Below are 12,780 nucleotides of genomic sequence, written 5' to 3'. Positions count from 1 at the left end.
ACGTTGAAAATTTCTTATATTTTTACATGTGGCCGATTAGAGTCTTTATTTAAGATTCTCTGCCTCACTCAACAAGGTGAGAAAAAGGTCGAGTCAAAAGAAAAGGTCGTTGAACAATATAGAAAAGACATCGCTTTAGGGCGTCCTTTTGAAGAAACTGAACTTTATCAAATAATTGAAAAAAGTGAAGAAAAAATTGTCATTAATCGCTTGAGTAATATTCTTCGAGAAAAACCTACTCAGCAGAAGAGTAGCTATGATGCAGACGAATATAAGACAGGTGCATGGTCTGAGTTTAATGACTATAAGCTGGCAGTTCGATTCTCAAATGCGAAAACCGAGTTAAGTGAAAAGCACTTTGCGAAAACTGGTGAATACATGACCAGTCGTGGTGTCGCAAAATTGACGGGTTTCAATCCAAGCAATATTAAGAATATGTTGCAGCATAAAAGAAGTGTAGTGAAAAAAATGCTCGCGACATTAGAGAAGTTAGCAAAAGAGTATTGATATTTAAGCTTTAGACGCGATGCAGAGAAAATTTTTCTGCGTCGCTAATTATCAATTGTTATTGATTACTAATAAAACTTTAATTTATATTTTCTGCAATAACTTAATATAAAAAAGGAAAAATAATGTGGTTTGTTAAAGCTGCAACGATAGCTGCGTGGTTAAGTATCATTATTATTGCTGCGGCAGTGATTTTTTCAATTTATGTTTTAAGTATCCCATGTACGGTTGATCGAATTTGTGAGATGCCGCCCATCCATTTATTCTTTTTCTTGGCATTAATTATCTCGGTGATCTGTAATTTTATTGGCATCATTTTGTCGATCATTGGGTTGAAGAAAGAAGAACCGATTAAAAAATTAGCCAAACAGGCATTACGTTTTAATGGGAAAATCATCGCTTTTAGCTTTGTAGCAGCAATGTTGCTACTTTTGATTTTAATGACTTAGACAAATTGCTAAGCCAATTGTTATGAACGATCTGCTTTTGACAATACTGCCAGACAAACAAAAATCAGAACCATACCAACCCAACCAATCGGGGCGAGTTGTTCACCGACTAATAATACTGCAAATAGTGCGGCAACCAGTGGTTCAAATAAGGTCAGTGTGGTCGCGGTACTGGCTGAAATGGTCTTTAAAGCATAACCAAATAACAGATAACCGAGAAACATTGGGATCAGCATCATATAACCGACAACATACAAATTCACAGGTTCATCAAAAAGGTTTGAACCCGTAAAAAATAATGTAGGTAATAAAATTAAAGCACCGAAGCCAAAAATTAATCCCATAGAAGCTTTTGAGTCGACCCCACGGTCAATCATTTTCTTGGCAGCCCAAGAATATAACGAATAAGTCAGGGCAGCGATCAGCCCGAGAATAATGCCAATGCTTTTCTGGTCTGTCGCAATAGTATGTGCAGATGCTTGGGAATGTGATTCCCCTATAGAGAGCAATAAAACACCAGCGACACCAAAAATAAAGCTAATAAACCACTTACCTGAGAGTGCTTTTTTATCAAAGAACTTTTCCAGTAATGCCGTAAATAAAGGGGCTGAACCAATTGAAACCACTGTACCAATGGTAATCCCCGCCATACGCATCGATGAATAGAAAGCCAGCGGATAAATCGCAACCGAGACCATGCCAATCAACAATAATGGATAGTAAGAGCGAATTTGAGGTAAATGGCTACGGATATTTTTATGGGCCAATAAAGCTTGTAATAAACCACCGCCACCCATTGCAATTGCGCCAATCGCTAAGGGACTTAGATTTGGAGCATAAGAAGCGGCTGTGCCTGTCGTTCCCCATAAAATAGAGGCAATGAGGACGGCAATAAAACCAGAATGAGCACTGAGGCTAAAAGAGGGGGTATTCAATTTGAAACCTCTTGCGCTAATAGGTTCTGAACCATTTGTTTTGCAGCAAATACTTTGTCACTTGAACTTTCTAAACCTGCACGGGCAATGGAACCTTCCAAGATAAATGAAAACAGTAGTGCCAGTTCTTTGACTCGTTGTGGGTTGGTGCTGAGCTGCTGTAAATGCCCCGCTAAAATTGCTTCGATTTCATCTTTATGCTGTTTAACCGCCAAACGTTCAGGACTATGTGCAGGGAATTCTGCGGCTGCATTGAGTAGGCCACAACCACGAAAGCCTTTTTCATAAGCAAATTCTGCGTGATCCTGATAAGCATCAAAAACCGCCAAAATACCGTCAATCGGGGTTTGGATTTGAGCTTTTCTCTTTTCATATAAATCCAGCCATTCTTGATGGCGAGCTTCGATATAGCAGGTAATCAGATCTGATTTGGTGGCAAAGTTATTGTACAGCGACATTTTTGCCACATTGGCTTTCTCTGTAATGCTATTGATGCCTGTATTGCTAATGCCATCGTTATAAAACAATGTAGAAGCTGCATCCAAGATTTTTTGTTTTGCTGATTTAGTGTTCATAGTAAAAAATTATTTATGTATACCGATCTACCTAATTTTATTGAAAAGTAAATTATTTGCAAGGGGAAATTGGAGTTTCATTGAATTTTGATGAACAGGATGGCATCGATTAAAACGCTGACATTGCGCTTTAATCGATAGATGGGTCATTCAATATTTTGCTTACTGTGGATAAAAGCCAATCCATACACAGGCCATTTCTTTTCTGATTTAAGGTTATTGACCAACCATGCCACCATGACGAGTGCAATTGAACCTAATAACACGGGGAAAAATAAGAAACTCCATTGGTATTGAATGGTATTGGCTGTTAGCAATATCACCAATGGATTTGCGCCAGCAGGTGGATGAACACAACGCAGAAGTTGCATGGCTGCAATCGCACAACCGACAGAAAGCGCAATGCTCAAAGCCGATGTACCAAAAACTTTAAGAAACAGTAAGCCAATAAATGCTGAGACAAAATGTCCCAAAATTACATTGCGAGGTTGAGCCAAAGGCGATTGTGATACGGCATATAAGATGACACAGGTTGCGCCAAAAGGAGCCATGATAAATAGATTGTGGGTGAATTTACTGAGCAGGATTAAGATCAAGATGCTTAAGGTGCCGCCAATTAAACTTCTTATAATATCAATGGATTGGGGTAAGGGAGCAAGATGTTCTCTACCGTTGAATAAAGATAACATGGTGATCTCACGACTGGGTTGCTTTATGGCGATAATAGAACTAAAATTATAAATAGTACAGATCTGTACTATTATTTAATGAGTAAATCTTTATGTCGAAGTCTGCTGATAAAATTTTGCATACCGCAGAAAAATTATTTTATGAAAATAGTTTTGTTGGTGTCGGAGTCGACCTTATTCGAGATGAATCTGGCTGTTCAAAAACCACGATGTACACCTATTTCAAAAATAAAAATCAATTGGTGAAGTCGGTCTTGGAAGCACGTGATGAAAAGTTTCGGCAGCGTTTATTGGGTTATGTGGCGGAGACAACAGGGCGAGAGGCATTGAACAGGTTGATCGATTGGCACTTATTATGGTTTCAAGAAGATAACTTTAAAGGATGTTTATTCGTCAGAGCTGTGGCTGAGTCGCATTTGGGTGATCAAGACATCATCTCTGTGTCTAAAGAACATAAAGTTTGGATTAGAAACTTGATTACGGAATATTTGCAATCTTATTCAAAAACAGAGATGTTGGTTGAAGTGACGTATACGCTGATTGAAGGGCTCATTAGCCGATTCTTGGTCGAAGGTTATGATGCAAACGTGGCAGCGGAGATTAAGGATTCAGTCAATCAAATGATTGATACTTTGAACCCTCAGAGCAACTAGATTGCAAAGGGAAATGATGAGCCTTTGACGTTTTAGCAAAGACTCATCAACGTGTTCAGTTCATTTAATCCTTAAATGCATTCTGATCTTCTACATCCACATATTCGATATAACCACGACCTTGAACAGAGGTATTTAAATATTCACCTGTGAAGGTATAAGCACTGGCATAGCCAATGCCATGACCGTAACGGAATGGACTATCAATTTCTGCGGTGATATCTAAAATTTTCTGATCAGCATCATCCTTGACAGACCAAGAGAATAATTGCGGTAAGCGCATTTTCTTACCACTTGGCGAAACATAATCATCAACTTGATGTGCAATCACCTTGAATTCGACATTGGTATAGACTTCAGCAGGCTTGTCGGTATGTCGAACATGCAATGTATAGGCTGCTGGTTGACCCAAAATATCAGCTTTAGTGAGTAATAATTGGGTGGTATCTGTTAAATTGATAATTTGATAGGTAAAGAAATCGAGTGGTAATTTATACGGTTCAGGCAACAACTTTTTTACTACGCCATGCGCACCTGTAGCGCGGGCATATTCATAGGTACATAAGCCTTCGGCAGGCGTGATTTTACCTTGATACTCAAGCTGACCTTTGAAGTTTGCCAATAAACTAAAATGATCATAAATCGGGGTTTTGATAAACCATGAGATTTGATCGGTGACATCTAAATCAAATTCAAAGCTGAGTCCATGGTAGGCACCTTTGAGATGAATATTTGGTAGAGTTCCTTGGATCGAAACTTCTTCACCGAGCTCAATAGTTGTTCCATTGTCTTGAATATTGGTTTGTTCTGGAATGATATAAGCTTTGAGTAGATGCTCATCTACTGCCGCGGTACTAGAGAAAAACGTTGCAGTCTTTCTTGGGTCACCTAAGGTAATATCATCATGGTCAAACGCAAGTGCTCCTGGTGTACCCAGTAAGATCATAATATTTAAATAACGATGAGGTTCAGGCAGTAGAGGAAAGAAGATTCCATAATGTGTCCAGGTATAAAAATTCCCATCAGTGCGTGGGCGAATGATGTCTGGTTCTGAAAATGGTGTTGTTGAATATTTTACGGCTTTATCAAGCGTACCTTGTGCCAATAATAGGCTTTTACCCAAAAATTTGCTGGTCAGGGATGTTGGTGGCAATTGTTTCTTCATCTTGTTTCCTAGACTCAATCCATGCTGTGACAGCTAGATTATGAGAAACAATTGCCAATGCTAAGCGGAAATAAGGACAAAGCTACGGCTTTTCAGGACATTTACGCAGAGGCTTTGTTTGACAATTTTTCTAGATTTTGAGAGCCAATCCAGTGCTTTGAGAACTGATAGGCTGCACGTCCAGAACGCTGACCACGAGCTTGGCACCACTTCAGACTTTCACCACGAACCAGATCGTTATATTCCAAGCCTGCTTTCACAATGTAGTGCTCTACAATTTGTAAATACAACTGTTGATCCATTGGATAGAAGGAGAGCCACATGCCAAAACGATCCGAGAGCGAAATTTTTTCTTCAATTGCTTCTTGCGGATGTAACTCGGTGTATTGCGGGACATCCACTTTACGTACAGGTGTGTTTTCGTGCATAAACTCAGGCAGTAAATGACGACGGTTACTGGTTGCATAGATAATAAAATTGCTTGAGCCTGATTGCAGTGAACCATCTAACACACTTTTTAAACTACGATAATTTTCATCTTCGGCATTGAAAGCCAGATCATCGCAATAAACGATAAATTTTTCAGGACGATGTTCAATCAGCTTTTGAATTTTGGGTAAATCAGATAAATCATCACGCTCAATTTCAATCAAGCGTAACCCCTGAGTTGAATACTCGGTGAGAAGCGCACGTACAATCGATGATTTTCCAGTACCACGAGAACCTGTCAGTAAGACATCATTGGCAGGCAGGCCATTCAGGAACTGTAGGGTGTTTTGAATGATCTTGTCTTTTTGGCGCTCAATGCCTTTTAAGTCTTCCAAATACATTTTCTTGGGTTGTTGTATGGCGACCAGTTGCTGGTTTTCCCAGCGGAATGCGATTGCTGAAAAGTCAGTGGGTTGCTTTGGTGCAGGGAGAACTTGCTGAAGCTGCGTTAAAACACTTGATAGCGATTGAAGAATAGATTCGGGTAAATCAAGGATAGCCATACATATAAACCAAACTCAATGATGAATAGGGATACTATCACTGCTATTACCGAAATAAAGAAAATATCATCAGAAATATCGAAATAAATCGATTTTACCCTTGATTGTTGTGGCTGCTTTTTGCATTGTATAGGTGCAAGAATATAAAAAATAAGCTGAAAATCAGGATCGCGAATGTTCAATAGAGTTCAAGAGAAAAAGAATACATATCAGACACATAGAGTTGATGTGTTGCAAGAACGCTTACGACATGCCAGTTCTTATGCCGAATGGAAAGAAATTGCACTTAAACTGGATGAAGAATCAGGTCATGAAGCATGGAAGTATGACAATGAATCGCCTTATTATGATGCGGAAATTTTATCTAAACGCTATAACTTATTAAAAAAATATCGTATGCAGCATCGGACTTTAGATCTGATCTATGTGTTAAGAGAAGGCCTGTCTTATGATTTTGCCAACATTGGGCATCCAATGTTGTTTGCACAGACCTATATTGGTACTAAAAAAATAATCGAAAACTATGTTGAGGAAATGAGTGACTGCCTACGTTACTTGGCTTCGAGTGAATGTATTACCTTTCAATTAAAAGAAAAAATTCAGTTTTTTGAAGAATGTCAAAAGGCCTATGGTCAACCCGCTGTGATGTTTTCTGGAGGCGCAACGTTAGGTTTATTTCATACTGGGGTATGTAAAGCATTAATCGAACAAGATCTGATGCCTCAAGTGCTATCGGGTTCAAGTGCAGGGGCAATCATGACAGGAATGTTAGGTGTTTCTACGCCAGATCAAGTTCCTGAATTGCTGCAAGGGGAACATTTTTTTAGTGATGCCTTTAAATTTAGGAAAGTAACTGAATTATTGAGGGCGAAGGGTGGTATTGCCGATGTGATGTATTTGAAAAAATTTCTGATGCAGAACTTGGGCGATGTTACGTTTGCCGAGGCCTATAAACAATCCAAACGCCATATTAATATCGTGATTGCACCATATAACACAGCCCAAAATCCACGTATTATGAATGCGCTGACTGCACCGAATGTATTGGTGTGGAGTGCAGTATTGGCTTCTTGTGCGGTGCCTGTGTTATTTCCACCTGTGCATCTGACCAGTAAGCGTTATGATGGGCAACATACGCCATATCTCGCCAATACCAAGTGGGTGGATGGCAGTATGCGCAGTGATTTTCCACAGGAAAAGATGGCTCGGCTCTATAATATTAATTACACCATCGCCAGTCAGGTCAATCCGCATATTGTGCCGTTTATGCAAAGTGATACTGAACGTTTCCGTAGAGATGTACTCAGTTGGCCTGAGCGGATTGTTCGTCGTCAAGGTAAAGCCATTGCAATGGAAGTCATGGATTTAACACGCAGCCATATGGGTAGTTTCTTCCCGATTCGTCGTGTATTGGATCATGGTTATGGTATTTTGGGGCAACGTTATTATGGCGACGTCAATATTATTGCCAAATATGGACTCAGACATTATAGCTATATGCTGAAAAACCCACGGCCAAAACTGTTTAAAATCTTGCAACAAGAAGGTGAGCGTGCCACATGGCCGAAGATTGCTTCTATTGAAATACATGCACGAATTGGAAAAACCATTGAGCATTGTCTAATATCGTTGCGAAAGCAGGAAGAAAAGCAGCAGAATGAGTTTTACTACGTGGATCTCTAATCCAAAGATTCAACTTAACGATCTAAACTTAGTGACCAAAGCGCAAAGTTATGCATTTGGGCGGCGTGTCTACACCTTTCAAGTTGATCAGCAACGTTACTGGCTGAAATTCCATAAAACCAATGATCAGCCTGTTTTGGCACAGGCTTTCCAACGAGAGTTAGTTTTTTATCAGCACTGTCAGCAGCAAGAACAAGCGTTTTTATTACCATTCCAAATGATTCCATTGCGTCATCTTATAAATGAATTAGATCAGGATGGAATAGGGGTAATCACGGTTGATTCGCATGATTTTTTTGCTGAAGCTCCTATTTCTGAGAATATTGAACAGATCAAACAAAAGATACTTCTGGCCTTAGATGCACTTGATACATTGCACCAATTCGGGTGGGTACATGGTGATTTGAAAGCAGAACATTTTCGTTTCTATGAAAACTCATGTCGGCTGATTGATTTTGAGCAATCTTTTCGGATAGGGCATCCGATTCATACTTTAGATGCAACACCACATTATATGGCACCAGAGCTTTTTCAGGGGGCAGGGAAAAGCATTCAAAGTGATTTGTATGCCTTGGGGATTATTGTGTATGAATGGCTCACTCAATCTCGATTAAAGGCGAGTACTTTTCACGATTGGGCAGTATTGCATTGCCAACAACTACACATTCAACTTCCAAAGGGCTGTGAAAGTTTTTATCCTTTACTTAATGGCCTCACGCAAAAGCATATTAAACAACGCTTTAATTCAGTTTTAGAGGTAAAAGATTGCCTAAAACGACTTGATATGTTGTAAAAGTAAACATAAAAGGGTGATTTGAATATTATCTGTTCATTTGAATGGTTTTTTTAATAGAAAGACTTGTCAGAGAGTATGTTTCTCACTAATATGCATACCCATCGGGGGCGTGGCGAAATTGGTAGACGCACTGGATTTAGGTTCCAGCGCCGCAAGGTGTAAGAGTTCGAGTCTCTTCGCCCCCACCATATTTAAAAAGCAAGAGTATCTTGCTTTTTTTATGATTAAACGAAATAGAGTTTAATCATGTGGTTATAGAGGATTGGTGTAATGGTAGCATGACGGTCTCCAAAACCGTTCGTCAAGGTTCGAGTCCTTGATCCTCTGCCAAATTCAAAGGAACTTTATATAAAGTTCCTTTTTTTGTGTCTGCTGTTTCTATCTGTATATTAAAAAAGCATTAGCTTTCATAAACATAGTTTTTTTATAAAAAGGGCTTGTCAGTAGAAAGGTTTATCTCTAATATACACACCCATCGGGGGCGTGGCGAAATTGGTAGACGCACTGGATTTAGGTTCCAGCGCCGCAAGGTGTAAGAGTTCGAGTCTCTTCGCCCCCACCATATTTAAGAAGGTAAGCATTTCTTACTTTCTTATGATTGAGTCAAATATGATTTAATCATGCAGTTTAGAGGATTGGTGTAATGGTAGCATGACGGTCTCCAAAACCGTTCGTCAAGGTTCGAGTCCTTGATCCTCTGCCAAATAAATAAAAAAGCCCTTGTGAAAACAAGGGCTTTTTTATGGCCTGTAATTTATCTTAGATAATATCTATTTTTCGAATCATTCCTTATTTTTTTTATTATTTAACATCCTATTAACCTTTGGTTTGAACTTGATGTCATCTCTGTTATTTCACGCTTTTGAGATGAGATCTACTTTTTCATTCATTCCAAAAGTGAAAAATAACTTTCATATTGTCACTGTCAATAAATAAAATGCTAAAAAACAACTCATTTTTTGCTTAATTTTCAATTTTTTGTGCCAATTAGTTTTTGAATAATAGAGTGATCAGCAGAGCTATTAATCAATTTAGATTATTGAATTTAGATTTCAGCTTGATGAAAGAAGTCATAAAAAAGACTTAGATAAATAAAGCCAGCTCGGCCATCAATGAGCTGGCGCTAGGGAAAAATTTAAGAATTAAGGAATAACAAATGTCTGTATTGTGCATGGTTCAGCATAGAAAAAATGAATTGGATGTCTTACTCAAGAGCACAATCAGCGCAGCCTGTGTCTCGTTTGTTCTGATTGAGAATAAGGGGAAATAGACATGATGATGATTCGTTATATCAAACAAAAAGATATTCATGATCTTTACCACTTAGCACAGAAAGCAGGTTTTGGTTTAACCTCTTTGCAACCAGATATGGAAATACTGGCTGCACGGATTGATCGAGCGATTAAAACGGTCGAAGGTAAACTGGATAAGTCGGAGCAGGGTTATTTATTTGTGCTGGAAGATACCTCACTGCATAAAGTGGTTGGTGTCTGTGGAATCGAGGTTGCCTTAGGTCTAAAAGAACCTTGGTATAATTTTCATATCGGCACACAAGTTCATTCTTCCGAACCTTTGAATGTTTATAAATCATTGCCGACCTTATATCTGAGTAATAACCACACTAACTGTAGTGAGTTATGTACCTTATTTTTAGATCCTGATTATCGTTTAAATAAGAATGGTAAGTTTTTATCTAAGGTTCGGTTTTTGTTCTTATCAGCATTTAGGCAGTATTTTGAAGAAACCATTGTGGCTGAAATGCGGGGTTTTTCTGATGAAAATGGCCGTTCACCATTTTGGGATGCGGTCGGTCATAAATTCTTTGATATGGAATTTACCAAAGCAGATTATCTAAGTGGTACAGGCAAAAAAGCCTTTATTGCGGAACTCATGCCACGGCATCCACTTTATGTCGACATGTTGCCTGATGAAGCGAAGGCGGTGATTGGAGCAGTACATCCTAATACTGAACCCGCGTATAACCTTTTGATTGAAGAAGGGCTGCGTTATAAGGGCTATGTCGATATCTTTGATGCGGGTGCAACCTTGCAGGCGGATATCGAGAATCTAAGAGCAATTAAAGATAGCCATGTGCTCACCGTCCATATTGAACAATCTGATTGCATTACTCTTGGTGATGAGCCTTATATTGTTGCCAATGATGATTATGAAAATTATCGCGCCATTCTGATCTATAGCCAGCCAGACTCAAACCAAGTGATTTTGAGTGTAGAACAAGCCCATCAGTTACATGTGAAAGAGGGTGCATCAGTGCGTTTGCTTAATATCAATATTGCAAATCAGAACAAGCGTTAATGGATTTTCTTTCAGCACGAAATTCAAAGATTTAGATATTAATTGGCAGCGTTTATACTGTATTTTTAGCCATTTTTTTATTTATATCGATGCATAATTTTTTACTATCCTCGATATTCATATCTTTATCAGATGGAATGAGATTGGGGTAATAGAGTATATTTCATGTTAATTGGGTAATAATTAAGCGAAAATGAAAAGCATCATCTTCAACTCGTTTGGGGATGAGATATGATGCTTGCGGCTAAAATACTTTTGATCAATAACAACAGGTTTTAGTGTGCAGAAAAGGGATTTAATACGAACTATTTACAAGTGAGGTGGGTTAATTAAGTTGTTAATTTCAAAATAATTTTAGAAAGATGGAACTTTTAAATTAAAGCATTTTAAAAATATTTTATTTTTATTAAGCATTTATAACGGTTGCTGCAAACTGGAGTAAGGATGACATGAGTCAGAATAAAGGAACGCAACTTCTGGATGAAGATTTGCAGGAAAGTTCGCAAGATGAAGAAAAATTACAACGTTCGCTGACCAATCGTCATATTCAAATGATTGCAATTGGCGGTGCAATTGGTACAGGTCTATTTATGGGCTCTGGAAAGACCTTAAGTATTTCAGGTACTTCAATTGTTTTAACTTATTTAATTATTGGTTTTTTCTTTTTCTTTGTTATGCGGGCAATGGGCGAGTTGCTGCTGGCAAATACCAACTTTAAAACTTTTGCTGATTTTGCGACAGCTTATTATCGGTCCTTGGGCAGGTTTTTTCCTCGGTTGGTCTTATTGGTGTAACTGGATTATTACTGCGATAGCCGATGTCATCGTGATTGGGGGATATATGCAGTTCTGGTATCCCGATATTCCTGTCTGGATCCCTGCATTTACCTCATTGGCTATTCTGACCATACTGAACTTTGTTGCTGTTCGAATGTTTGGTGAGTTGGAGTTTTGGTTTTCGTTGATTAAGATCTCCGCCATTATTCTGTTTATCCTTGCGGGTATCTATTTAATCAGTACCGGCTTTACTTCACCCAATGGTGTTAAAGCATCTATGAGCCATGTGTTTGAAACTCAATCGATGTTTCCTTATGGCATCACCGGCTTTTTAGCAGGTTTCCAAATTGCGATTTTTGCTTTTGTCGGAATTGAATTGGTCGGAACCACAGCTGCTGAAACTAAAGATCCGCATAAATCTCTGCCTAAAGCGATTAACTCAATCCCATTACGTATTTTACTGTTCTATGTTGGCGCATTGATATGCATTATCGCGGTCACGTCTTGGGCAAAAATTTCACCTGAAAAAAGCCCATTTGTTGAAATGTTCACGTTGATTGGTTTGCCGATTGCTGCTGGTCTGGTTAATTTTGTCGTTGCAACCTCAGCCTTATCTTCTGCAAATAGTGGTATCTTTGCGACGAGTCGGATGCTCTATGGTTTGGCGTTGGATAATGATGCACCAAAGAGCTTTAGTAAATTATCGAAGAAAAAAGTACCAATTCGAGGTCTGATTTTCTCCATGACTTGCGTCACCATCGGGACTTCAATTTTATTTATTGTGCCAAATGTAATGACAGCATTTACGATTATCTCTGCACTGACCTCAATTCTATGTGTATTTACCTTTATGCTGATTATCCTGTCGTATATTGGCTATCGTAAAAAATTTCCAGAGTTACATTTACAGTCTAAATTTAAAATGCCTGGTGGTTTGGTCATGGCGTGGCTGACGATGCTATTTTTGGTCTTTACAATTGTGATCCTTGCTTTAGACCACGATACCCTTATTGCATTGGGGCTTTCACCAGTGTGGTTTATTGGCCTATTGATTGCTTATCGTTATAAAAAGAAAAAAATGTTAGAACTGGATATCTTAAAGGCAAGTAGGGCTGATTATGTTTAAGTGGAATTAATTTACTGCTACATTCTGACCCACATTGAAATAAAGCAGAGCTTCGGCTTTGCTTTTTTACATTATTTTTAGTGTTAGAGCATTTGAAGAATGTTTTATATCTATGAAT

At 38.6% G+C, this 12,780-nt stretch carries 11 protein-coding genes, 4 tRNA genes and 1 pseudogene; 11 read left to right on the top strand and 5 right to left on the bottom strand.

Features of this window, described 5'->3' with window-relative positions:
• Positions 1 to 3: 3 nt before the first annotated feature.
• On the top strand, positions 4 to 507 hold the full coding sequence (locus GBI66_RS15325; RefSeq protein ID WP_005183352.1) for a hypothetical protein: 504 nt from the start codon (positions 4 to 6) through the stop codon (positions 505 to 507).
• 125 nt (positions 508 to 632) lie between these two features.
• A complete protein-coding gene (locus GBI66_RS15320) occupies positions 633 to 956 on the top strand; it encodes a hypothetical protein (RefSeq protein WP_151716673.1) in 324 nt (107 codons plus the stop codon).
• A gap of 20 nt (positions 957 to 976) precedes the next feature.
• Here the strand turns inward: GBI66_RS15320 and GBI66_RS15315 are convergent, their stop codons facing one another.
• From GBI66_RS15315 to GBI66_RS15305, 3 genes are all read right to left on the bottom strand, one after another.
• A complete protein-coding gene (locus GBI66_RS15315) occupies positions 977 to 1,891 on the bottom strand; it encodes a DMT family transporter (RefSeq protein WP_151716672.1) in 915 nt (304 codons plus the stop codon).
• Entirely contained in the window at positions 1,888 to 2,466 is a 579-nt protein-coding gene (locus GBI66_RS15310; RefSeq protein WP_151716671.1) for a TetR/AcrR family transcriptional regulator, read from the bottom strand. The genes GBI66_RS15315 and GBI66_RS15310 overlap by 4 nt, the downstream gene beginning before the upstream one ends.
• Positions 2,467 to 2,612: 146 nt before the next feature.
• A complete protein-coding gene (locus GBI66_RS15305; protein ID WP_151716670.1) occupies positions 2,613 to 3,155 on the bottom strand; it encodes an HPP family protein in 543 nt (180 codons plus the stop codon).
• A gap of 92 nt (positions 3,156 to 3,247) precedes the next feature.
• Here GBI66_RS15305 and GBI66_RS15300 point away from each other — a divergent pair, with 92 nt between their 5' ends.
• On the top strand, positions 3,248 to 3,808 hold the full coding sequence (locus GBI66_RS15300) for a TetR/AcrR family transcriptional regulator (RefSeq protein ID WP_151716669.1): 561 nt from the start codon (positions 3,248 to 3,250) through the stop codon (positions 3,806 to 3,808).
• A gap of 64 nt (positions 3,809 to 3,872) precedes the next feature.
• On the opposite strand, the gene GBI66_RS15295 is transcribed toward GBI66_RS15300, so the two are convergent.
• Together GBI66_RS15295 and GBI66_RS15290 are read right to left on the bottom strand one after the other, a co-directional pair.
• The gene (locus tag GBI66_RS15295) at positions 3,873 to 4,973 is read right to left on the bottom strand and encodes a DUF6670 family protein (RefSeq protein WP_151716668.1); all 1,101 of its coding nucleotides are present in this window, start codon (positions 4,971 to 4,973) and stop codon (positions 3,873 to 3,875) included.
• Between the two features lie 101 nt (positions 4,974 to 5,074).
• Positions 5,075 to 5,965: an ATP-binding protein gene (locus GBI66_RS15290; RefSeq protein WP_151716667.1), complete on the bottom strand. Its 891-nt coding sequence runs from the start codon at positions 5,963 to 5,965 to the stop codon at positions 5,075 to 5,077.
• A gap of 174 nt (positions 5,966 to 6,139) precedes the next feature.
• Here GBI66_RS15290 and GBI66_RS15285 point away from each other — a divergent pair, with 174 nt between their 5' ends.
• The 8 genes and pseudogenes from GBI66_RS15285 (at position 6,140) to GBI66_RS15250 (ending at position 12,662) form a co-directional block, all read left to right on the top strand.
• Complete coding sequence (locus GBI66_RS15285) at positions 6,140 to 7,648, top strand: DUF3336 domain-containing protein (protein ID WP_151716666.1); 1,509 nt, start codon at positions 6,140 to 6,142, stop codon at positions 7,646 to 7,648.
• Entirely contained in the window at positions 7,623 to 8,441 is an 819-nt protein-coding gene (locus GBI66_RS15280; RefSeq protein WP_151716665.1) for a serine/threonine-protein kinase, read from the top strand. Before GBI66_RS15285 ends, GBI66_RS15280 begins: the two co-directional genes overlap by 26 nt.
• Before the next feature lie 106 nt (positions 8,442 to 8,547).
• A tRNA-Leu gene (locus GBI66_RS15275) sits at positions 8,548 to 8,632 on the top strand.
• Positions 8,633 to 8,700: 68 nt separating this feature from the next.
• A tRNA-Trp gene (locus GBI66_RS15270) sits at positions 8,701 to 8,774 on the top strand.
• Positions 8,775 to 8,921: 147 nt separating this feature from the next.
• A tRNA-Leu gene (locus GBI66_RS15265) sits at positions 8,922 to 9,006 on the top strand.
• 67 nt (positions 9,007 to 9,073) lie between these two features.
• Positions 9,074 to 9,147, top strand: a tRNA-Trp gene (locus tag GBI66_RS15260).
• A 569-nt stretch (positions 9,148 to 9,716) separates the two neighbouring features.
• A complete protein-coding gene (gene astA, locus GBI66_RS15255) occupies positions 9,717 to 10,760 on the top strand; it encodes an arginine N-succinyltransferase (RefSeq protein WP_151716664.1) in 1,044 nt (347 codons plus the stop codon).
• Positions 10,761 to 11,209: 449 nt separating this feature from the next.
• Positions 11,210 to 12,662 (top strand): annotated as a pseudogene (locus GBI66_RS15250) (amino acid permease).
• Positions 12,663 to 12,780 lie beyond the last annotated feature (118 nt).

Source organism: Acinetobacter sp. TUM15071, from assembly GCF_008980925.1.
GTDB classification, from domain to species: domain Bacteria; phylum Pseudomonadota; class Gammaproteobacteria; order Pseudomonadales; family Moraxellaceae; genus Acinetobacter; species Acinetobacter dispersus.
Note: the sequence above shows the minus strand (reverse complement) of the source record. Positions and strands in the feature narration are given on the sequence as shown.